Here is a 21,413-nt window from a genome sequence, read left to right as displayed (position 1 = left end):
GCTGTAATATGTAAATGACCTTTGAGAAAAAACGAAAAGGAGCTTGTTTGCGCAAGCCCCTCTTGTCGTTTGTTCTTAACGAATTTCTTTAATACGAGCAGCTTTTCCGCGAAGACTACGTAGGTAGTACAATTTCGCGCGACGTACTTTACCACGGCGAGCCACTTCGATTTTTTCGATTTTAGGCGAGTTAAGCGGGAAAGTTCTTTCCACACCAACACCGTAGGAAATTTTACGCACTGTAAAAGTTTCGCTGATTCCACCGCCGCGACGTTTGATTACAACGCCTTCGAACAATTGGATACGCTCACGAGTTCCCTCGATAACTTTTACATGAACTTTTAGCGTGTCACCTGGACGAAAGTTCGGTAGACCTTGGCGCAGATTTTCTTGCGCGATTGTTTGCAAAAGATTCATTTGATTCACTCCTTCCACCATAGACGTTCTTATAAGCTCACCGGATTCCTCTGAATCGGTTCATCGCTGATAGCGGACCGTCCGACTTTACGAACAACATTAGAAATTTTACCATAGCTAGCCCAATAATACAACACGATTTTTTTATTCATAAATCATGTATACTAAATGATGACAAACACCGACATGAAGAGGTGACAAAATTGCACCATAATAAACAATCTTTTTGTAACAAAACAAAAGGGGGAATCGCATCTGTACTATTAATATTAACCATTTCTGCACCATTGCAAACCTCTGCTGAATCCTTGGCTTTTAAAGATACGAATGGACACTGGGCTGGCTCCTATATTTCTTGGGCTGTTGATCAGAAATTAGCTCAAGGTTATGGGGATAATTCCTTCAAGCCAAACAAGGTTGTTAATGAAGCTGAGTTTCTTGCTATGTTATTGAGAGCCTATGGATTAGTCACAACATCATCTTCCAGCGCCAGCAATTGGACCAAGCCTTATTACGATTATGCGAATAATTTGGGCTGGCCTATCAATAACGCTTCACAAAATGTCGAATTCCGACGTGGACAAGCTGCGTTGCTTCTAGCTTCCGCGGCAAATGGAAAGGAATTTACAGAGCAAAGCGCAATTCAGTGGCTGCTTGATGAGAAAATATCGAACGGACGCACCTCTGCCACCGTTAGCGGCTTCATACCAGATGGAAAACTTACACGCGCTGAGGCGCTTACCTTCTTCTATAACCTCAAACTTCACTCAAAAGCGTTGTCCGATGCTAAAATTATTAACACCGTTGATCGCCTTCATGAAATAACGTTAAACGATTCGCTGCAAAAGCTTCAACAAACGCTCGGAAAACCGTCAAGAATTGATCCAAGCGAATATGGTTTCTCCTGGTACGTTTATAATAGCAGCTATACCAACTACATGATGTTCGGCATCCAAAATGATCGGGTAATCGCACTTTTCTCCAATGGCAAAGATAGCTGGGCGATGAAGTCGGGCATCCAGATCGGTCAAACGATTGGTAATGCCAAAAAGCTGGTTGGCGAAGCAACCAATGTCGAGACAAATAACGATTATTATGCTTACACTACAAAAAAAGTACATACCGTTCTCTTCATTGACCGACGTGATGGAAACAAAATAGCTGGTGTCATGCAAATGGATCAAGCCGTTTCCAAATCCACAGCGTTAAAATCAGCCAATACATCCAAGCTGGCAGACGCATATGAACAACAGCTCTTTGATCTTACTAACGCTGAGCGCGCTGTTCGCAAAATACCTCTGCTGCAATGGGACAAGCTCGCTGCTGCCTCTGCGCATGGTCACAGCAACGATATGAGTGCACGTAAATTTTTTGACCATACGAATCCAGACGGCTCGTCTCCCTTTGACCGAATGAAAGCAAATGGCGTTAAGTATCACTCCGCTGCTGAAAACATAGCTGCCGGATACAAAAATAGCATTTTTGCTCACTATGGCTGGGTCAATTCAACAGAAGGCCATCGTGAAGCACTATTAAACAGCAAGCTTGAGCGACTAGGTACAGGTGTTGCATTAGGCGGAACCTATAACGTCTACTATACCCAAAATTTTTACACGCCATAATCATCAAATACTTCTAAATAAACAAAGCCGCAACGAAATTCGTTGCGGCTTTGTTTATTAGCTAGGGTCGTACTATTTGCCTGTCTTATTAGGCTCCTGCTTTAACTGTGAAGCCACCCATTTGCGTTCCTTGTCCGTAAGCGGGGCGCTCTTCAGAAGGTCAGGACGGCGCTGCAGCGTCCGCAGCAGCGACTGCTCACGACGCCACACCTCAATATTCGCATGATGACCAGATATAAGAACATCCGGGACATCCCAGCCGCGGAACGACGCAGGCCGAGTGTAATGGGGATGCTCAAGCAAACCTGTGCTATATGAATCTGTAACGGCAGAAGTTTCATTGCCAAGCACTCCTGGCAGTAATCTAACAACGCTATCGATGAGCACCATTGCAGGTATTTCTCCACCCGTAAGCACGTAATCACCAATCGACAGCTCGTCTGTTACAAGATGCTCGCGTATACGCTCATCATAACCTTCATAGTGACCGCAAATAAGAACCAAATGCTGTTCCTTTGCAAGCTCTTCAGCCTTCTTCTGCGTAAACTGTGCTCCTTGTGGGCATAGAAGAATAACACGCGGCTTTATATTGTCATCCAGCTTTAGATCCTCTACTGCAGCAAAGACCGGATCTGGCTTCAAGACCATGCCGCCACCGCCGCCGTATGGATAATCATCAACCGTGTTATGCTTATTGCCTGAATAAGCACGGAAGTTGATTGCTTGAGGGGATACGATCCCCTTCTCTTTCGCTTTTCCTAAAATGCTCGAATTGAACACGCCGTCGAACATTTCGGGAAACAGCGTCAGCACATCTATTTTCATCGGTTAAATCAATCCTTCCATCAAATGGACCGTCACGATTTTCTCTTTTGTGTCGACATTGACTAAGACATCATCAATAACAGGCAAAAGCAATTGCTTCCCCGAGCCTTTCGGACGATCCACTACCCATACGTCATTTGCTCCTGGGCTTAGAATTTCCGAAATCGTGCCCAGCTCCTCGCCTTCCTCGGTAACGACGCGGCAGCCTATAATTTCGTGATAATAATATTCGCCTTCTTCAAGCTCAAGCTGCTGGTCGGCTGAAATTTTCAGTACCCAGCCTTTATATTTCTCAACCGCATTAATATCAGTGAAGCCTTCCAGCTTCAATATGTATACGTTTTTGTTCGCGCGTGAGCTGATTACTTTAACTTCCAGTGAAGCTCCGCTTTCCTCGTTCACCATAAGCAGCTTGTTTCCAGAAGCAAATCTATCCTCTGCAAAATCCGTTTGCGAAAGAATTTTCAGCTCTCCGCGGATACCGTGCGTATTAACGACTTTCCCGACTGTAAACCATTTTTCGTTCATTAGAACCAGCCCTTCATATGTGTATAGCCTTATTATACATGCAAAAACGGCTTCGTTCCATGTTGAAGAACGAAGCCGTAATGATTAGCGACATCCATGGATAAGTGTACATATTGAAAAGAAGGTTAGGACATTCATCCCAACCTTCTCTTTATACGTACATCATGACATAATGTCGACGATGACACGCTTTTGCGATTTCACGGAAGCAGAAGTCACTACCGTGCGAATCGCTTTCGCTATGCGTCCCTGTTTACCGATGATTTTACCGATATCCTCGGGGTGAACCGAAAGCTCGTATATCGTGCCACGGTCATCATCCTTCACATTGATTTGCACCTGTTCAGGATGATCAACCAATGCCTTCGCTATGACAAGAATCAATTCTTTCATCTCAAGGCCCTCCGCTATTCAACAGTTATTTCTGTTGCTTAAGCTCATGGAACTTTTTAAGAACACCAGCTTTGGAAAGCAAGTCACGAACGGTATCAGAAGCTTGCGCTCCAGTTTGCAACCATTTTAGCGCTTTCTCTTCATCAATCTTAACTTGAGCCGGTTGTGCAACCGGGTTATAAGTACCGATTTCTTCGATAAAACGACCATCACGCGGCGAACGGGAATCCGAAACTACTACGCGGTAGAAAGGAGCTTTGTGAGCACCAATTCTTTTCAAACGAATACGTACTGCCATTAAAAATTCACCTCCTTCAAAGAGTAAACAACCATTAAAACGGGAACTTCATATTTTTGCCGAGCATACCTTTCAGGCCCTTCTTGCCGCCCTTAGGTCCTTTCGGTCCCATCATCGATGAGAATTGCTTCATCATTTTTTTCATATCGTCAAACTGCTTAATGAGGCGGTTTACCTCAACGATCGTTGTTCCGCTGCCTGCAGCAACACGCTTGCGGCGACTGTGATTAAGCAGCTCTGGCTTTTGCTTCTCCTCTTTCGTCATGGAGCGGACAATCGCCTCGACGCGGCCGATTTGTTTCTCATCGACCTTCATATCCTTCATGCCCTTCATCTTGTTCATGCCGGGCAGCATATCCATAATTTGATCAAGCGGCCCCAAATTGCGAACCTGCTCCATCTGCTCAAGAAAATCGTCGAACGTAAACTCTGCTGTACGCATTTTACGTTCCATTTCCTTCGCTTTATCTGCATCAATATTCGACTGCGCCTTCTCAATAAGCGATAGCATATCGCCCATGCCGAGAATACGAGAAGCCATACGCTCTGGATGGAACGGCTCCAAGGAGTCGATCTTCTCACCCATTGCTGCGAATTTAATCGGACAGCCTGTAACTGCTTTTACCGACAGCGCCGCGCCACCGCGAGTATCGCCATCGAGCTTTGTTAGTACAACACCTGTTAATGCGAGCTGTTCATGAAAGCTCTGTGCAACGTTTACAGCATCTTGTCCTGTCATTGCATCAACAACGAGGAGAACCTCATCCGGCTTTGTAACCTGATGAATTTGCTTAAGCTCTTCCATCAGCTCTTCGTCGATATGTAAACGACCGGCGGTATCAATGATGACATAGTCATTGCCGTTCTCTTTGGCATGCTGTAGTCCAGCACGCGCAATCTCTACAGGTGATGTCTGATCACCCAAGGAGAAGACCGGCGCATTGATTTGTTCACCAAGCACTTGAAGTTGCTTAATGGCTGCAGGACGATAAATATCACAAGCGATAAGAAGCGGCTTATTGTTGCTCTTCTGAAGCAATTTTGCCAGCTTGCCTGAAGTTGTTGTCTTACCCGCACCTTGCAAACCCGCCATCATAATGACTGTCGGAGGCTTATTAGCCTTAACCAGCTTGCTCTGCGTGCCGCCCATCAGCTCGGTCAGCTCTTTATTTACGATATCGATGACGACCATGCCGGGCGTGAAGCTCTTGGATACATCGAGGCCAATAGCCCGTTCCTTCACCTTCGCAATAAAGTCCTTTACGACTTTAAAGTTAACGTCTGCCTCTAGAAGCGCCAAACGTACTTCACGCATTGCTTCGCTAACATCATCCTCGGAAACCTTGCCCTTGCCCCTCAGCTTGCTGAACACATTTTGAAGCCGACTCGATAAGCTCTCAAATGCTGCCATGTACCGTCACCTCCATTCTTCATGTTTTATTCGGCTAATTTAAATTGTGCAATAACACTCATAAGCGCCTGCTTGTCCTGCTCTGCAATGGAAAGCTCGTTAACGCTGTTTACAAGCTGCACAGTTAATTGTTGAAAGGATTCATGTCTTATAAGCAAGCCTAGCTTGCCTTCATAACTTTCTAGCACTTGTTCTGCACGCTTGATGTGCTCATATACCGCTTGTCTGCTAATTCCAAACTCGCCAGCAATTTCCCCAAGTGTGAAGTCGTCGTGAAAATAATATTTGAGAAACGTCCGCTGCTTTTCTGTCAAGAGCGGCTCGTAAAAGTCGAACAACAAGTTTATTCGGGTTGTCTTGGACAAGGCATCTGGTTCATTTGCTTTCATCCCCTCAGCCCCTCCTGTTATTTGCTTGTTCTGCCGACAAGGTAAATACCTTTACACCAGCAACGTCTTTTATAATACATGACACTATAGGCTGCTGTCAAGTATTTTCCCTTGTCACCTTTACGAGCTGTTTTAACTGCTCCAAACCATCGTTAATCGCCGCTTACTCCAACGTTTTTTCAGCTTCAGAATCATCTTCACGCTGGATTAATCCAGCAAACAAAGCATGAATAAATTGCTCTGAATCGAATTGCTGCAAATCGCCCATTTTTTCGCCAAGACCTACAAGCTTAACCGGGAGGCTTAACTCATTACGAATAGCAATTACGATTCCGCCTTTAGCTGTGCCATCAAGCTTTGTCAGCACGAGACCGGTTACGCCGCTTTTCTCACCAAACAATTTTGCTTGGCTAAGTGCGTTTTGGCCAGTCGTTGCATCAAGCACAAGAAGAACCTCATGAGGAGCGTCAGGAAGCTCGCGCTGAATCACGCGGAAAATCTTGTTCAGCTCTTCCATCAAATTCGTTTTGTTTTGCAGCCTGCCAGCCGTATCGCATAACAGAACGTCTACGCCGCGCTGCTTTGCAGCTTGCACCGCATCGAACATCACTGCTGCAGGGTCAGCTCCTGATTGCTGCTTAATGACATCGACACCAACACGCTGTCCCCATACCTCCAGCTGCTCAATAGCTCCTGCGCGGAACGTATCGCCGGCTGCCATAAGCACACTCTTGCCTTCGCTCTTAAATTTATGAGCAAGCTTGCCAATGGTCGTCGTCTTGCCAACGCCATTTACGCCAACGAACAAAATAACAGTGATGCCGCTCGGTGCCATCCGCAAGCCGGAATGATCGTCACCCTTCATGAGCTGAATCAACTTCTCAGATAGGATCGGCTGCAAATCCGAAGCATCCTCGATCTTCCGTTTTTTCACTTCGACCCGCAGATCGTCAATAAGCTGCATAACGGTATTCACACCAACATCGGCGCCAATTAATATTTCCTCTAGTTCTTCATAAAACTGCTCATCGATTTTTTTGCGGCGTGTGATAAGCTCTTCTACCTTCTCAACAAAAGCCGTACGCGTCTTCGATAAGCCTTCTTTGAAAATATTTGTCACCGCTTCTGTCTTTGTAGCGATGCTTTCCTTCAGCTTCTTAAAAAAACTCATCGTTCCAACTCCCCATCCTCACGTTGCCGTTTTTTCTATAAGTTATGCGGATACCGGCTCTTCATCCTCTAAGCGTACAGAAACGAGCTTCGATACGCCGCCTTCCTCCATCGTAACACCATATAGCACATCCGCTTCCTCCATCGTGCCTTTACGATGAGTAACGACGATAAACTGCGTAAGCTCTGAAAACTCACGCAAATATTGAGCAAAGCGTGATACGTTTGCCTCATCAAGCGCAGCTTCAACCTCATCAAGCACGCAGAACGGAACGGGTTTCACCTGTAAAATCGCAAATAACAAAGCGATTGCGGTCAAAGCTCTTTCTCCACCAGAGAGCAGCTGTAGATTTTGAAGTTTTTTGCCTGGCGGCTGAGCGACAATGTCGATTCCTGTATCAAGAACACGATCTGGCTCAACGAGCACAAGATCAGCCCGGCCACCACCGAACAGCTTCGCGAATACGATAACAAAATGACTGCGAATCGCTTCAAACGTCGCTTTGAATCGTTTGGACATCTCATCGTCCATCTCGCGAATGACCTGGTACAACGTCGTTTTTGCGTCGATCAAATCATCCTTCTGCTCGGACAAAAACTCAAAACGTTCGCTGACTCGCTCATACTCCTCGATTGCACCTAAGTTCACTTCACCAAGAGCGGTTATCTGACGTTTAACGTCTCTAACCTCATTTTGTGTACCGAGAACATCCTCAGGTATAGGGTATTGCTCCTTAGCGAGCTCATAGCTAAGCTCATATTCCTCACTGAGCTTCCGAAGCAAATTATCAAGCTCCACGTCTAGACGGTTAGCAGCAATTTCGGTCTGCCTCATCTGCTCTTCAACCGTCCGAAGTTGTCCGCGCTGCTCCTTCGTTTCACTCTCGCCCAAATCGAGCTCGGCAATACGCTTAGCGCGTGCTGATCGTTTGAAATCCGTTTGCTCTGCACATTCCTGCTTCTTCAAACGCAGGTGATTGAGCTGTTCAATCTGCTGTACCGTTTCATCGGCATGCCTTGCGATTTCTTCCTCTTGCTGAACGGACAAGGAGCGCAAGCTTCCAAGCTCTTGCTTTGCTCGGCCAATTTCCGCACGCACTCTCGCCGATTGATCTTCGAACGATAATTTCTCTTGATCAGTCTTCGCGGCAGCGATCTTAATATCGGTAAGCTGGCCTTGCAGCTCTTCCTTCGCAAATTCGCTAGCTTTACGCCGCTCTTCTGCCATACGAATCGCTTCCTGCAGCCTCGCTTCATCTACAACCAATTGTTCTAAACGGAGCTCTGCAGCTTTGGCTGCTGCCTGAACATCTTTCTGCTCGGACAAATGAGTGTTCCGATCCGCTGAATACAGCTGACGCTGTTCGTCGAGATGCTTCGCCTCATTGTGAAGCTGCTGAAGCTCAGCTCTAATTTGCTGCTCTTCAATACGGCTTTTCTCGCCTTCTGCACGCAGCTCCTCAATATTATGCGTGCGAATAGAATGTTCTTTGCGCAAATCGCTTAGCTTATTACGAAGCTGCTCTACCATCTTGCGAGCATCTGCAATCTCTTGATCAAGCGAGTCGATTTGTCGTTGACGACCAAGCAGGCTAGCACCTTTCTTCTGCAAGCTGCCCCCCGTCATTGAACCGCCAGCATTGACAATATCACCTTCAAGCGTGACGACGCGGTATCGATATTGACATTTCGATGCAATCCGGTTAGCTTGCTCCAGCGTTTCTGCTAGCAATACATTGCCAAGCAAACTGTTCACAATCGCTGAATAGCGGTCATCCGAGCTTACCAAATCAGCAGCAACGCCTACGAAGCCCTCAATGGATTCGGCTATACGCTTGTCATGCTCAGGAACTTGTCTGCCACGTATGACATCGAGCGGCAGGAAGGTAGCTCGTCCTAGCTGACGCTGCTTCAAGAATGCGATAGCTGCGCGAGCCGTTTTCTCATCCTCCATGACCACATGCTGCAAGGCCCCGCCCAGTGCAGTCTCAACGGCAGTCTCAATGCGTTCAGGAACACGAACAAGCTCCGCAACCGCGCCATGAACACCGCTGATTCCGCTATTGCCGCGTCTGGAAGCTTTGAGAACTTCCTTTACGCCCTGCATAAAGCCATCAAGCGCGTCCTGCATTTCTTTCATGGTATCGCGCCTAGAAACATGGCTGTCTAACTTCTGCTCCCACTTTCGCATAGCTAAAGTGACCTCTTCCAAACTTTGAGAAATCTTTCTCGTTTGTTCAGATTCCGAAAGCGTTTTGTTTCTTGCCTGCTCTAGTCGCGCCAGCGTAGATTCAAGCGCAGCCGCAAGTGCAGAGCGTCGCTCGTCCAATTTTTCCTGCTGCTCCAGCCATTTGGTCTCATCCTCGCTAATTCGCTCCATCCGTCGCTGCAATGCTTCTTGCTGCTGCGAAGCATAACGAATTTCGTTGCGGTGCTGCGCCATCGAGCTGAGCACTTCCAATAGCTCGCTTTTGAGTGTTTCTTCCGCATCAACGACTGCTCCGCCTGCAACGCCTACCAGACGCGCTTCTTCATCGGCTATTTTCGAGCGCAAATCTGCTAGCTGCAGCTGCAACGCAGCTGCGCGGCTGCGAAATTCCGCTTCTTCCTGCGTCATGCTGACAATGCGAGCGTCCTGTGCAGCGATTGACTCTTCAAGCTGACGTTTATTTTGCTCCAAGTTGCGCTTGCGTTCCTTCAATACCTCGCCGTATCCTTCACATTTCTCGAAATCCTCACTAATTTGCAGCATCGCTTCATGAAGCTGATCAAGCTCGAGCTCAAGCTCCCGCAGCTGCTGACGATCCTTCTCCAAATGTGCATCATGCTTGCTGACAACCGTAGATAGCTGAAGCTGCTCCTGCTGCAAACGCTCAAGCTTGCCGTTTGCCTCCGTCCATGAACCGTGAATCTGTTCGATGTTATGTACGTACATAGAGATTTCCTTCGTTTTCAGCTGTTCCTTGAGCGCTTTGAAGTGAATGGCTTTCTCCGATTGCTTGCGAAGCGGGCCAACCTGATCTTCGAGCTCCGTCACCAAATCATGAATGCGAAGCAGATTCTGCTCAGTTTCATCAAGCTTTCTCTGCGCTTCGCGCTTACGCGACTTGTATTTGACGATGCCGGAGGCTTCTTCAAATATTCCGCGACGATCCTCCGAGCGCGTGCTTAAAATTTCTTCAATTCGGCCTTGTCCAATGATGGAATAAGCTTCTTTACCGATACCGGTATCCATAAATAGCTCGGTAATATCTTTTAGCCTGCATGGCTGCTTGTTTATTAAATATTCGCTATCTCCGCTGCGATGTACACGCCGTGTCACTGTTACCTCGTTATACTCGAGCGGCAATGCCCCATCCGAGTTATCAAGAGTAAGGGATACCTCGCTGTAATTGACAGCTTTCCTAGCATCGCTTCCGGCAAAAATAATATCTTCCATCTTGCCGCCGCGGAGGCACTTTGCGCTTTGCTCGCCGAGCACCCAGCGTATGCCGTCCGAGATGTTGCTTTTTCCGCTGCCGTTCGGCCCTACAACCGCAGTAATACCGGTTACAAACTCCATTTCGGTCCGATCAGCGAAAGACTTAAAGCCTGATAATTCAATCCGTTTCAGAAACATGTCTTGGTTTTCACCTCACCCCTCATTGTACCACATCTTATGGGCCTTGATAACCATTTAAGCTACTAAAAGCAACCAAATGCTGCGTTTATCACCTTATTTCAGCTGGTTAATCCGCTCTTCCTTTTTATCAGGGCCACATAATAAACGTTCATAAAAAAAGAGAGCGCCCGGCAGGTCAGAAGACCTTCCGGAAACTCTCTATGCTGATTAGCCTTGTTCCTGCGATAGCGTGCGCCATGCTTCAGCTGCAGCACGCTGCTCCGCTTCCTTCTTCGTCCTCCCGCTGCCGACGCCAAAACGCTCTTCACCGAGATATACTTCAACGACAAATTCACGGTCATGCGCAGGTCCACGTTCTTCAATGATTCGGTATTCCACCGCACCAAGCCCATGATGCTGCGATCGTTCCTGCAGCTTCGACTTGGAGTCTTTAACAAGAAGACCATAGTCGTTTGACTCAACAAAAGGAAACATATGCTCATTAAGAAAAGCTCTCGTTTCCTCAATTCCTGCGTCAAGGAAAATGGCACCGACAAACGACTCGAACAAATCAGCTAGCAATGCTTGCCTTTGCCGACCGCCTAGCTGCTCTTCACCGCGTCCGAGAAGCACATGCGAACCGAGCTCCAAGCGTTCAGCAAATTGGGCTAAAGATGGCTCGCAGACGATTGACGCACGCATTCTCGTGAGCTCGCCCTCAGGCCGCTGCGGATACGTTGCAAACAAGTACTCAGAAACGAGTAATTGAAGCACCGCATCTCCCAAAAATTCCAAACGCTCATTATCCTGAGCTGACCCGCGCTTGTGTTCATTTACATAAGAAGTATGAGTGAAAGCTTGCCTCAGCAGCTTTGTCCGCTTAAAACTGAGCTGTAGCCGCTGCTGCAGCTCATAGAAGGAATCACGCTTCATAAACTTTCATCACGATCGATGCATTGTGACCGCCGAATCCGAATGAGTTGGACAATGCTATCCTTACATTCGCTTCACGCGGTTTATTAGGTACATAATCAAGATCGCACTCCGGATCTTGATTGTCTAAATTAATAGTCGGAGCGATGATTCCGCTTTTGATAGTCAAGCCGAGAATTACGGCTTCTACGCCGCCAGCAGCACCTAGCAAATGACCTGTCATCGATTTCGTTGAGCTGACCGCTACTTTATAAGCATGGTCGCCGAGCGCTTTTTTGATCGCTTTTGTCTCTGAGCGATCACCGACAGGTGTCGAAGTGCCGTGCGCATTGATGTAGTCGATCTCAGAAGGATCAATTCCAGCATCCTTAAATGCTTTCACCATGCAGCGAGCTGCACCATCTGGATCTGGCTCAGTCATGTGATGAGCGTCACCGCTCATACCATAACCGATAACTTCAGCATAAATTTTTGCACCGCGTGCCTGCGCATGCTCAAGTGATTCAAGCACGAGTACACCAGCGCCTTCGCCCATTACGAAACCATCACGGTCAACGTCGAACGGACGACTTGCTTTTTCAGGCTCTTCATTGCGAACGGACATCGCACGCATTGAGCAGAAGCCTGCCATGCCAGTCGGTCTGATCGTCGCTTCTGCTCCGCCAGCAATCATCACGTCAGCGTCGCCGCGTTGAATCAATTTGAAAGAATCGCCGATGGAATGAGTGCCCGTAGCACAAGCGGTTACCGCCGTACTATTTGGACCTTTCGCACCAGTAAGCATGGATACTTGTCCAGAAGCCATGTTCGCGATCATCATCGGAATAAAGAATGGGCTGACGCGCTTAGGGCCTTTCTCCAGCAAAATATTGTGCTGGTCTTCCCAAGTGCCAAGTCCGCCGATACCGGAACCGACCATAACGCCAACACGCTCAGGGTCAGCATTTGTACCAATTTGCAAATCAGCATCTTTAACTGCCAATTGACTAGCTACTGCAGCGAATTGTACGAAACGATCCATTCTGCGTGCTTCTTTTTTATCTAAACCGTAATCTTCGGGATTGAAATTTTTAACTTCTGCGGCAATGCGCGTAGGATACTCAGAGAAATCGAAAGCTTCAACAACCGATACACCTGATTTTCCGTCCAGCAAGTTACCCCAGAACTCTTCCAAATCGGAACCGAGTGAGGTAATAACCCCCATACCCGTAACAACAACTCTTTGTTTCATTCGATTCACCTCTATGTCCAGCAAATTTGATGCGCAAGCTGCGTCACCTTTGTTAATCGGTCAATGTTGCTATATTGCGTATACCCTGCTTATATTTCTCCGTAAATACAAGCCTAGCCGTACCAAACGGCGAAACCTTTACGCTTGAAATATAAGGAGGTATAAATGAGATGCACATAAAGCCATTCACGCTTCTTTATATAAAAGCTGCCTTGCTTGCTTAAGTGTAATGCATGAAACTGCCTAGATGGAGAGAAGTCCCGTTTATTAAAAACGGGACTTGTCCTTCTTACGTATGAGATTGTATGTATTTAACTACTTCTCCCACAGTGGTGATAGTCTCAGCATCTTCATCAGAAATTTCCATATCAAACTCGTCTTCTAGCTCCATGACCAATTCAACGACATCAAGAGAGTCAGCGCCGAGGTCATCTTTAAATGAAGCTTCAAGTGTAACTTCCGCTTCGTCTACGCCTAGTCGGTCGATGACGATACGTTTTACGCGATCTACTACTTCGGACATCCGGTTCACCTCCTCCATGGTATTATACGAGAATTAAAGATAAAATGCCATACGTAACCGTTTTAATTCATTATTGCTGAATTATCTGGTGTTACATATACATGCCGCCGTCCACATGAATCGTCTGTCCAGTCATATAGGCTGAAGCATCCGAAGCAAGAAAACGGACTGCGTTTGCGATGTCGCTCGGATCTCCGAGACGGGCAAGCGGAATTTGGCCAGATAAAGATTGGCGCATTTCTTCCGGCAGCTTGTCCGTCATTTCGGTTTGAATAAATCCTGGGGCTACACAGTTAACTGTAATGCCGCGTGACGCAAGCTCGCGGGCACTAGCCTTAGTAAGACCAATGACACCAGCTTTGGCTGCGACATAGTTAGCCTGCCCAGGGTTTCCGAGCACACCAACAACAGAAGAAATGTTGATGATTCGGCCGGAGCGTTGTTTCATCATAGAGCGAGTGACCGCTTTAATGCCATTGAAAACCCCTTTTAAGTTGGTTTCAATGACTTGGTCAAACTCGTCTTCCTTCATACGCATGATTAAATTATCTCTTGTAATGCCCGCATTATTCACTAATATGTCAACCGCGCCGAATTGCTCGATGACTTCCTTGACCATCGCTTCAAATTCATCTACTTTGCCAACATTAGCTTTTATTACAATAGCGCGTCTACCGAGTGCTTCTACAGCTTGCGCCGTTTCAGCTGCTGCCGCTTCGCTGCCTGAGTAGTTAATGGCAACATCCGCGCCTGCCTCGGCGAGGGCAATAGCAATCGATCTGCCAATGCCCCGCGATGCGCCTGTTACGAGTGCTTTTTTTCCTTCCAAGCTAGCAAACATCGAATCCCCTCCATCCTATTGTTCATTCACCTGCAGCGCTTCAAGCGCACTGATGCTGTTAATCGAGATGACGCGTAGATTTTTGTCGACTTTTTTGATGAGGCCGGCAAGCACCGTTCCCGACCCGATTTCCACAAATGTATCAACGCCTTGCTCGACTAAATAACGTACGCTATCTTCCCAAAGGACAGGTGAGCACACCTGTTCTACGAGCAGACCACGTATCTCATCCGCCGATGTTACCGCATTGGCAGTGACATTCGCCACAACAGGAACTTTAGCATCCTTCATCGCTATATCAGCTAATGTCGCTTGAAGATTTACAGCTGCAGGCTTCATTAGGGATGAATGGAATGGACCGCTTACTTCAAGAGGAATAACCCGTTTTGCTCCAGCCTCTTCTTTGCCGCGCTGGACAACAGCATCAACACCTGCTGCAGTACCAGACACCACAATTTGACCTGGACAATTCACATTTGCAATCTCAACAGCCGAGCCTTCAGCTGTAATTGCCGCACAAAGCGCTGCGAGCGTATCGCGTTCAGCGCCGAGCACTGCTGCCATTGCGCCTTGGCCGCTAGGAACAGCTTGCTCCATAAATTGACCGCGAGCACGGACAGTACGAACTGCATCTTCAAAGGATAGGACTCCAGCAGCGACAAGCGCGCTATACTCCCCAAGGCTGTGTCCAGCAACATAATCCGGCTTCAGCCCCCGGCCTTCCAGCGCTTCCAATAGCGCAACGCTAACGGTAAGCAGTGCTGGCTGTGTATTCGCAGTTTGTTTAAGGATATCTTCTGGTCCCTCAAAAATAATCTGGCTTAATGAGAAGCCCAATGCCTCATCCGCTTGTTCAAAAATCGCACGGGAACGATCAAACGCATCATAGGCGTCCTTGCCCATTCCGACAGCTTGTGCGCCTTGCCCCGGAAAAACAAATGCTATTTTACTCATAACGTTTCCCCCTTACACACGTATACGGCTCGAACTGCATCAGACAGTATAGCTCGTTTCGCGGTGATATGTAAGCTCGTCATAAGAGGAAAACTTATAACGTCTTATTTTTTCAAAAAGCTGCAACGCTCATACTACCATACCAGAACGGAAGCTCCCCATGTCAAGCCGCCGCCGAAACCTACAAGCACAAGGCGGTCTCCTTCACTGACACGACCCTGCTCAACGGCTTCAGCCAGTGCAACTGGAATGGATGCCGATGACATATTACCGTATTTGTCCAAATTGACCATCGCTTTATCTTCCGACAAGCTTAGTCTGTTTAAAGCGGACTGGATAATCCGAATATTCGCTTGATGAGGAATAAGAAGATCAATATCTTCTTTGTTTAGGCCAGCTTTCTGCAAAGCCTCTTCAGCCACGCTGCCCATAATTCTAACTGCAAACTTGAATACATCATTGCCAGCCATATGAATGAAATGCTGCTTCGACTGGATACTTTCTTCCGATGCTGGAACGCGTGATCCGCCTCCATGAACCTTCAGCAAGTCTCCACCGCTTCCGTCTGCGCCAAGCACAAACGATTGGAAGCCGCGGCCTTCTTCAACCGGTCCAAGTACAACTGCTCCTGCACCGTCACCGAACAAAATGCATGTGTTGCGATCCGTGTAATCAGTAATTCGCGATAGCGTCTCAGCGCCTACAACAAGCACATGCTTGTACATGCCGCTGGCGATCATACTCGTTCCTGTCGCTAGTCCATATATAAACCCGGAGCAAGCAGCCGACAAGTCGAACGCAGCCGCTTGCTTTGCTCCCAGCTTATCTTGAAGCAAGCAGGCAGTCGAAGGAAAAAACATATCAGGCGTAATTGTAGCAACTATAATGAGATCGATATCTTCTGCCGTAAGGCCAGCAGCAGCAATCGCTTCACGCGATGCATGCAGTGCAAGATCGGATGTTGCTTCTTCTGCTGACGCTAGGCGGCGTTCTTTAATGCCTGTGCGAGTAACTATCCATTCATCATTTGTTTCAACCATTGCTTCTAGCTCTTTGTTCGATAAAATACGTTCTGGCACGTATTTACCAGTACCAATTATTCCGACAGGATGTAAACCCATTTCGCACACTCACTTCCCGTTGATTTCTGATGCGATTGTTTCAATCAATTGTCCTTGAATGGCGCTGCGAGCCTGTCTTACGGCATTTTTCACAGCGAGGGCATCCGAGGAGCCGTGGCATTTTACTACAAGGCCATTCAGTCCAAGCAAAGGTGCACCGCCATGCTCCTTATAGTCCATTCTCTTCTTAAGCACACGCAGCTTAGGAAGCATGATAGCCGCAGCAAGCTTAGTTAACAGCGTTTGACCGAAAGCGTCCTTAAGCGAATCAAAAATCGTACCCGCGGCGCCTTCCATGGCTTTCAACATAATATTGCCGGCAAAACCGTCGCAAACAAGGACATCGCAATTTCGATTTAGAACATCCCTTGCTTCAACATTGCCGATAAAATTCACTGGAGCTTGCTCAAGCAAAGCGTAAGCCGCTTTAGCCATCTCATTGCCCTTCATCGCTTCAGTTCCCACGTTCAGAAGCCCAACTCTCGGCTTCTCCAGTCCGTGAACCTTTGCACGATAAATGCTTCCCATAATTGCATATTGCAGCAGATGCTCCGGCTTTGCATCCATATTCGCTCCCAAATCAAGCGTAAGAATGCCGACATCATCCATCGTAGGCATCATAGGAGCGAGCGCGGGCCGTTCGATTCCATCCATTCGACCGACGACAAGAAGTCCAGTCGCCATCAAAGCGCCAGTATTGCCTGCTGACAGCATAGCATCTGCCTGCTTTTCACGAACGAGCTGTCCAGCAACGACCATAGATGCTCCTTTTTTGCGGCGTACCGCTTTAACAGGCTCATCATCTGGACCAATGACCTCATCAGCATGGCAAATGGTTATATTAGCGGGCTTCTGCCCTTTCATGAGCGGTTCAATAACAGACGTTTCACCAACGAGCAGCAGCTCTGTATCGGGCCACTGCGCCGCCGCGTCAAGCGCTCCTTGCACAATTAAGCCAGGGGCATTGTCTCCCCCCATAGCATCAATAGCGATCCGCACGTACGTCTCCTCCTTCAGCATCTGTGTCTCCCGCGGACCGATAAATAACAAAGTTACCCTGGAACACCATTTCGTCTCCGACATATGTGAACAGCTCTACCTTCGCCTTGCTTCGCTCGCCCGAAATGGAACGAACATAAGCCTTGGCAATACATTTCTCCCCAAGCTTAACAGGTCGAATGAATCTAATGTCCGCTGTTACGGTAAGTGCAATTTCATCATCTATAATAGCAACGGCAAGTGAATTTGCTTGTGCAAATACGTGATGACCGCGTGCAATGCCCGTTCTGGAAAATACATGTTCTTCACGAATCTCGAATACCGAGATGCCGCTCTTGTCTAATTCCAAATCGACAATATCACCAATCACCTCGTGCAATGCGAGCGATCGAACGGAGTCGTATGAACGTTCTGCCATCAGCTTCAGACGTTCTCTAAGTTCTGGTATACCAAGCTCCATCCGGTCAAGGCGTATCGTCTGGATGCTTACTTTGAGCAACCTAGTCAGTTCCCGATCCGTTATAAAAGGATTTTCATCAATGTGTCGGGCAAGCTGCTGATGCCGCTGCCGTTTGGGCATTCGTTCGATGTTCGGCACCACCTTTTACCAAATAGTGAATGATAGACAATCTTATATCTGTTCCGCGGCCTTGTGAGGCATCAGTACGATTAGTATATGTATGTTGCTTGATATTATCACCTGGTACTAATTAAGTATATAAAAAAATACGCTCGAGCGCAATGTTGCATAAAAATATAACTACTTTTTCATCCATACCCAAGCGTCATACGAATCGATATGAGCAAAAAAATAGCACTTCATCACTTGGATGAAGTGCTATCCCAGACATCATTTCTTATTGGGAAATGATCTCTTTTGTTTTGTAATATCCACAAACTTTGCATACGTGGTGAGCCAATTTCAGCTCGCCGCATTGCTCACACTTCACCATGCCCGGTACTGCAAGTTTGAAATGCGTACGACGTTTATCACGGCGAGTCTTGGATGTTCTACGCTGAGGTACTGCCATATTTAACACCTCCTTCAAAAATTCAATCAGCACTACTCTTATTCCTTAAATAGATCCTTTAGCGCTGCAAAACGGATATCAACCTTCTCCGTGGAGCAGCTGCATTTGTGCTCATTTAAGTTCTGTCCGCAAGTCTGACAGAGACCTTTACAATCATTGCTGCAAAGCGGTGCAAAAGGCATGAACAGTTGAAGTGCTTCTTCCACATAAGGCTTCAAGTCCAGTCTGTCCGCATTTACTTCAATGAAATCACTCTCTTCCTCTTCCATATCCTCATCACGGTCTTCGTCAGACGTAGCCCGCTTAAATACTTCAGAGAATCGAATAACCGTATGATCCTTTACCGGTTCAAGGCAGCGTGAGCAGGCAAGCTCGAGATCGATGGCAAGCTTGCCATCCACTTCGATAAACTCTTCGTGCCCAGTTACCTGAAGCGATACATGGAGAGGTCCCGTACGATAAACATCTTGGCGTCCTTTAAAAAGGTCACTAACATCGAGCTGTTCGTCGATTGTAGTTTTCAACCCTTTGGACATTGTTTCTTGAATATGAAACTGCATCAGATCACCCCAAACAAACAAAGATTATTATATCTATCAGACTACTGTTTTGTCAACATTTTCACACGGTTTTTCAATAACACTTGATGCAGACCGTGATTGTGCTCCCTCTCTATGCTATAGTGAAACGACCAACATTTAACAGAGAGAGGATCAAGCGAATGCGCACCGTCGGGCTCATTGTCGAGTATAATCCATTTCACAACGGACATTTGTATCATTTGCAACAATCGCGCAAAATAACGCAATCTGACGCCGTCGTTGCCGTTATGAGCGGCCATTTCCTGCAACGCGGCGAGCCCGCCCTGCTGGATAAATGGGCTAGAACACGTATGGCGCTTGAAGGCGGCTGCGATCTTGTCATTGAATTGCCGGTTGCTTACGCAACACAGGCCGCAGAGTGGTTCGCCTATGGCGCTGTGTCCTTATTAGAGGCGACAGGCGTCGTTGAAAGCTTCTGCTTCGGAACGGAAAACGGTGAGCTTGAGCCGCTGCTACAGGCTGCAGAGCTCATTACAAACGAGCCGCCAGCCTTTAAAGCTTTATTGAAGCAGCTGCTTCAAACGGGAATTAGTTATCCGAACGCGTACAGCAGCGCCATTACCACCTACTTATCGGATCATGGCTATTCCTCTGCCGCTAATTTTCCATTCGCGCTTCCTAATCATACATTAGCGCTCCATTATTTGCTTGCGCTGAAACGGCTAGGCGGCAAAATGGAGCCGCACACTATCACTCGTGAGAAAGCGCAGTACAATCAAGAAACCGCAACCGACAGCCAAATCGCAAGCGCGACCGCAATCCGCAAGCTGCTGCTCGAGAAACGATCTCTTGAGGAAGCGCGCGCTTATGTACCGGAATCCACAACGCGAATCTTGCAGCAGGAATGGGCTAGCGGACGTTGCCCGATCAGCTGGGAGCCTTTTACGAATGCGCTGCTTCACGCGATTGTAACTCACTCGTCATATGAACTTTCGAACCTGCATGAGATGACAGAAGGATTGGAGCATCGCATTTTGAATACCCTTCCCAAGCTGCCCTCGCGCCAGTTCGATGACCTTCTAGAAGCTTTAAAAACGAAGCGCTATACGAGAACGAAGCTGCAGCGTTCACTTCTTGCCATTCTGCTTGGACATCAGAAATCTGATTTCACACCGGATAAGCTTGCTTCGGGTGTTGAATATATAAGAGTGCTTGGTTTTACGGAAAAAGGCAAGCTTTTATTGCGACGCATGCGAAATTGTGCCAAATTGCCTGTGCTGCAAAGCGCAGCAAGAGCACCAAAGCCCTTCCGTTATTTGGAGCTTGATACACAAGCGAGCAGTGTCTATTCACTAGGCGTACCGGGCATTCATGCCCCTCAATCGTTATTCCGTGATTTTACGGAAAGACCCGTAACCATCGATCCCTAATCGAATTAATTAAATGAAAGTTACCTTTCGTTCCCAGTGAGATAAACTTTTACTTGCTCCACAGCTTCCTTCAGCGTACTTACGCTGACCACCTTCATCGAGGCGTTAAGCGCTTTTGCTTTCGCCTCGGCATCCTTATAGTTATCAGAAGGAACAAGAAACAGCTTCGCGCCTTCCTCGCTTGCAATGACAACTTTTTGCTTTATTCCGCCGATAGCTCCGACTTCTCCGAGTGGAGTAATCGTGCCTGTCGCCGCAATGCGATGACCTCCCGACAAATCACCATTCGTTAGCAGATCCAGGGATTGCAAAGCAAAAACGAGACCGGCCGATGGCCCCCCTATATCGCCTACTTTTATACTGATGCGGTTATTGTGATCCGATGGGTCCAAGCCGCGTTGTTCCGTCAAGTTTACGATGCCCAGAACACTCAAGAGCTGCTCGTTAGTCGAGACAGATTTTAATGTATCCGATGAGTAAGAGACCTGTAGTTGATGCCCTTTGCGCTCCACATCAAATAAAACATTTTGCTGCTTATCATACCCTCTCAGCGTCTCAAACAAATCCGCCAAGCTGCTCGGCGGTTTTTCGCCATGAATGCCTAAAAGCTTATCTCCTGCTTTGAATGAACTTTTCATAGGGTGATCGATAGGATTTACTTCCGTAATAACAACGCTGTTCAGCTTGCTTGCATAGGGTAATTCTGCATAATGATATGCAGCTTCAATCGCATTGTTTTGCGAGCCCTGCATGATGATGCTTAGCCTTTGTGCATACTCTTCTTTTGTGTATCCTTGCAGCACATCTCGTTTGAGATGAACATCCATATTCGAATTCCACATCGATTGAATAGTCCGCAAGAAATTAGGCTCCGTCATTTTCACTGCTGTCAGCAAAAAGTCGCCTTTTCCTAAAGCATCTCCCTTTTCAATCGTTACCATCGGTTTAACAGGTACAGCTATCCCCGGCTCATAAACAACATAGGGCGTTGGAGCATATAACAATACCCACATCAAAGCCGCTGTCGATACAGCGATCGTTGCTATTCTGCGAAAATCTGATCGTTGTTTTTGCAATCGCACACCCCGTTCAAACTTCCAATTTGCCAGTCAAATATAGCATTAACTATTCTGAGGCAGACAAGCTGCTCCAAA

The 21,413-nt window shown here is 47.3% G+C and carries 22 protein-coding genes; 2 read left to right on the top strand and 20 right to left on the bottom strand.

Annotation, left to right across the window (positions count from 1 at the left end; genetic code table 11):
• Positions 1–75: 75 nt before the first annotated feature.
• Positions 76–417, bottom strand: a complete 342-nt coding sequence (gene rplS / locus AC1DOV_RS14490) for a 50S ribosomal protein L19 (protein WP_053375699.1) — start codon at positions 415–417, stop codon at positions 76–78.
• 203 nt (positions 418–620) lie between these two features.
• Between rplS and AC1DOV_RS14485 the strand changes: the two genes are divergently transcribed.
• Complete coding sequence (locus AC1DOV_RS14485; RefSeq protein ID WP_441881313.1) at positions 621–2,039, top strand: CAP-associated domain-containing protein; 1,419 nt, start codon at positions 621–623, stop codon at positions 2,037–2,039.
• A 72-nt stretch (positions 2,040–2,111) separates the two neighbouring features.
• On the opposite strand, the gene trmD is transcribed toward AC1DOV_RS14485, so the two are convergent.
• The 18 genes from trmD to AC1DOV_RS14395 all read right to left on the bottom strand — a co-directional run bounded on the left by trmD (position 2,112) and on the right by AC1DOV_RS14395 (position 18,847).
• Positions 2,112–2,864, bottom strand: coding sequence for a tRNA (guanosine(37)-N1)-methyltransferase TrmD (gene trmD, locus AC1DOV_RS14480; protein WP_339208901.1), 753 nt, complete (start codon positions 2,862–2,864; stop codon positions 2,112–2,114).
• 3 nt (positions 2,865–2,867) lie between these two features.
• Positions 2,868–3,392, bottom strand: coding sequence for a ribosome maturation factor RimM (gene rimM, locus AC1DOV_RS14475; protein ID WP_076268340.1), 525 nt, complete (start codon positions 3,390–3,392; stop codon positions 2,868–2,870).
• A gap of 162 nt (positions 3,393–3,554) precedes the next feature.
• Positions 3,555–3,785: a KH domain-containing protein gene (locus AC1DOV_RS14470; RefSeq protein ID WP_076268339.1), complete on the bottom strand. Its 231-nt coding sequence runs from the start codon at positions 3,783–3,785 to the stop codon at positions 3,555–3,557.
• Between the two features lie 25 nt (positions 3,786–3,810).
• Positions 3,811–4,083, bottom strand: a complete 273-nt coding sequence (rpsP, locus tag AC1DOV_RS14465) for a 30S ribosomal protein S16 (protein WP_053375694.1) — start codon at positions 4,081–4,083, stop codon at positions 3,811–3,813.
• Positions 4,084–4,117: 34 nt separating this feature from the next.
• Positions 4,118–5,494 (bottom strand): signal recognition particle protein, encoded by a 1,377-nt coding sequence (ffh, locus tag AC1DOV_RS14460; protein ID WP_076268338.1) that lies wholly within the window; start codon positions 5,492–5,494, stop codon positions 4,118–4,120.
• Positions 5,495–5,520: 26 nt separating this feature from the next.
• Positions 5,521–5,883: a YlxM family DNA-binding protein gene (ylxM, locus tag AC1DOV_RS14455; RefSeq protein WP_477550284.1), complete on the bottom strand. Its 363-nt coding sequence runs from the start codon at positions 5,881–5,883 to the stop codon at positions 5,521–5,523.
• Between the two features lie 163 nt (positions 5,884–6,046).
• Positions 6,047–7,054, bottom strand: coding sequence for a signal recognition particle-docking protein FtsY (ftsY, locus tag AC1DOV_RS14450; RefSeq protein WP_477550283.1), 1,008 nt, complete (start codon positions 7,052–7,054; stop codon positions 6,047–6,049).
• A 42-nt stretch (positions 7,055–7,096) separates the two neighbouring features.
• Positions 7,097–10,672, bottom strand: a complete 3,576-nt coding sequence (smc, locus tag AC1DOV_RS14445) for a chromosome segregation protein SMC (RefSeq protein ID WP_477550282.1) — start codon at positions 10,670–10,672, stop codon at positions 7,097–7,099.
• 210 nt (positions 10,673–10,882) lie between these two features.
• Positions 10,883–11,587 carry a ribonuclease III gene (gene rnc, locus AC1DOV_RS14440; RefSeq protein WP_076268334.1) on the bottom strand — a complete coding sequence of 235 codons (705 nt, stop codon included), beginning with the start codon at positions 11,585–11,587 and terminating at the stop codon, positions 10,883–10,885.
• Positions 11,577–12,818, bottom strand: coding sequence for a beta-ketoacyl-ACP synthase II (fabF, locus tag AC1DOV_RS14435; protein ID WP_054029014.1), 1,242 nt, complete (start codon positions 12,816–12,818; stop codon positions 11,577–11,579). Before fabF ends, rnc begins: the two co-directional genes overlap by 11 nt.
• A 289-nt stretch (positions 12,819–13,107) precedes the next feature.
• Positions 13,108–13,341: an acyl carrier protein gene (locus AC1DOV_RS14430; protein WP_053375686.1), complete on the bottom strand. Its 234-nt coding sequence runs from the start codon at positions 13,339–13,341 to the stop codon at positions 13,108–13,110.
• A gap of 91 nt (positions 13,342–13,432) precedes the next feature.
• Positions 13,433–14,182, bottom strand: coding sequence for a 3-oxoacyl-[acyl-carrier-protein] reductase (gene fabG, locus AC1DOV_RS14425; RefSeq protein ID WP_076268333.1), 750 nt, complete (start codon positions 14,180–14,182; stop codon positions 13,433–13,435).
• 15 nt (positions 14,183–14,197) lie between these two features.
• On the bottom strand, positions 14,198–15,136 hold the full coding sequence (gene fabD / locus AC1DOV_RS14420) for an ACP S-malonyltransferase (protein WP_477550281.1): 939 nt from the start codon (positions 15,134–15,136) through the stop codon (positions 14,198–14,200).
• A gap of 134 nt (positions 15,137–15,270) precedes the next feature.
• Positions 15,271–16,257: a beta-ketoacyl-ACP synthase III gene (locus AC1DOV_RS14415; protein WP_076268331.1), complete on the bottom strand. Its 987-nt coding sequence runs from the start codon at positions 16,255–16,257 to the stop codon at positions 15,271–15,273.
• A 9-nt stretch (positions 16,258–16,266) separates the two neighbouring features.
• Positions 16,267–17,256, bottom strand: a complete 990-nt coding sequence (plsX, locus tag AC1DOV_RS14410) for a phosphate acyltransferase PlsX (RefSeq protein WP_430054995.1) — start codon at positions 17,254–17,256, stop codon at positions 16,267–16,269.
• Positions 17,240–17,836, bottom strand: a complete 597-nt coding sequence (fapR, locus tag AC1DOV_RS14405; RefSeq protein WP_054029019.1) for a transcription factor FapR — start codon at positions 17,834–17,836, stop codon at positions 17,240–17,242. Before fapR ends, plsX begins: the two co-directional genes overlap by 17 nt.
• A gap of 277 nt (positions 17,837–18,113) precedes the next feature.
• Entirely contained in the window at positions 18,114–18,287 is a 174-nt protein-coding gene (gene rpmF / locus AC1DOV_RS14400) for a 50S ribosomal protein L32 (RefSeq protein ID WP_006036546.1), read from the bottom strand.
• Between the two features lie 38 nt (positions 18,288–18,325).
• Positions 18,326–18,847 carry a YceD family protein gene (locus tag AC1DOV_RS14395; protein ID WP_054029020.1) on the bottom strand — a complete coding sequence of 174 codons (522 nt, stop codon included), beginning with the start codon at positions 18,845–18,847 and terminating at the stop codon, positions 18,326–18,328.
• A 161-nt stretch (positions 18,848–19,008) separates the two neighbouring features.
• Between AC1DOV_RS14395 and AC1DOV_RS14390 the strand changes: the two genes are divergently transcribed.
• Positions 19,009–20,259 carry a nucleotidyltransferase gene (locus AC1DOV_RS14390; RefSeq protein WP_477550280.1) on the top strand — a complete coding sequence of 417 codons (1,251 nt, stop codon included), beginning with the start codon at positions 19,009–19,011 and terminating at the stop codon, positions 20,257–20,259.
• Between the two features lie 20 nt (positions 20,260–20,279).
• Here the strand turns inward: AC1DOV_RS14390 and AC1DOV_RS14385 are convergent, their stop codons facing one another.
• Positions 20,280–21,335, bottom strand: coding sequence for a YlbL family protein (locus AC1DOV_RS14385; protein WP_477550279.1), 1,056 nt, complete (start codon positions 21,333–21,335; stop codon positions 20,280–20,282).
• Between the last annotated feature and the right edge of the window lie 78 nt (positions 21,336–21,413).

It is taken from the genome of Paenibacillus sp. 01T47 (genome assembly GCF_056398245.1).
Note: the sequence above shows the minus strand (reverse complement) of the source record. Positions and strands in the feature narration are given on the sequence as shown.

Bases quoted from the DNA above. Each gene is read 5' to 3' on its own strand.
- AC1DOV_RS14470 (WP_076268339.1), bottom strand. From the start codon at position 3,785: ATGAAAGAATTGATTCTTGTCATAGCGAAGGCATTGGTTGATCATCCT.
- smc (WP_477550282.1), bottom strand. From the start codon at position 10,672: ATGTTTCTGAAACGGATTGAATTATCAGGCTTTAAGTCTTTCGCTGAT.
- AC1DOV_RS14390 (WP_477550280.1), top strand. From the start codon at position 19,009: ATGCGCACCGTCGGGCTCATTGTCGAGTATAATCCATTTCACAACGGA.
- fapR (WP_054029019.1), bottom strand. From the start codon at position 17,836: ATGCCCAAACGGCAGCGGCATCAGCAGCTTGCCCGACACATTGATGAA.
- AC1DOV_RS14415 (WP_076268331.1), bottom strand. From the start codon at position 16,257: ATGGGTTTACATCCTGTCGGAATAATTGGTACTGGTAAATACGTGCCA.
- rnc (WP_076268334.1), bottom strand. From the start codon at position 11,587: ATGAAGCGTGATTCCTTCTATGAGCTGCAGCAGCGGCTACAGCTCAGT.
- rpsP (WP_053375694.1), bottom strand. From the start codon at position 4,083: ATGGCAGTACGTATTCGTTTGAAAAGAATTGGTGCTCACAAAGCTCCT.
- fabD (WP_477550281.1), bottom strand. From the start codon at position 15,136: ATGAGTAAAATAGCATTTGTTTTTCCGGGGCAAGGCGCACAAGCTGTC.
- ffh (WP_076268338.1), bottom strand. From the start codon at position 5,494: ATGGCAGCATTTGAGAGCTTATCGAGTCGGCTTCAAAATGTGTTCAGC.
- AC1DOV_RS14430 (WP_053375686.1), bottom strand. From the start codon at position 13,341: ATGTCCGAAGTAGTAGATCGCGTAAAACGTATCGTCATCGACCGACTA.
- ftsY (WP_477550283.1), bottom strand. From the start codon at position 7,054: ATGAGTTTTTTTAAGAAGCTGAAGGAAAGCATCGCTACAAAGACAGAA.
- rimM (WP_076268340.1), bottom strand. From the start codon at position 3,392: ATGAACGAAAAATGGTTTACAGTCGGGAAAGTCGTTAATACGCACGGT.
- rpmF (WP_006036546.1), bottom strand. From the start codon at position 18,287: ATGGCAGTACCTCAGCGTAGAACATCCAAGACTCGCCGTGATAAACGT.
- AC1DOV_RS14395 (WP_054029020.1), bottom strand. From the start codon at position 18,847: ATGCAGTTTCATATTCAAGAAACAATGTCCAAAGGGTTGAAAACTACA.
- trmD (WP_339208901.1), bottom strand. From the start codon at position 2,864: ATGAAAATAGATGTGCTGACGCTGTTTCCCGAAATGTTCGACGGCGTG.
- ylxM (WP_477550284.1), bottom strand. From the start codon at position 5,883: ATGAAAGCAAATGAACCAGATGCCTTGTCCAAGACAACCCGAATAAAC.
- rplS (WP_053375699.1), bottom strand. From the start codon at position 417: ATGAATCTTTTGCAAACAATCGCGCAAGAAAATCTGCGCCAAGGTCTA.
- fabF (WP_054029014.1), bottom strand. From the start codon at position 12,818: ATGAAACAAAGAGTTGTTGTTACGGGTATGGGGGTTATTACCTCACTC.
- fabG (WP_076268333.1), bottom strand. From the start codon at position 14,182: ATGTTTGCTAGCTTGGAAGGAAAAAAAGCACTCGTAACAGGCGCATCG.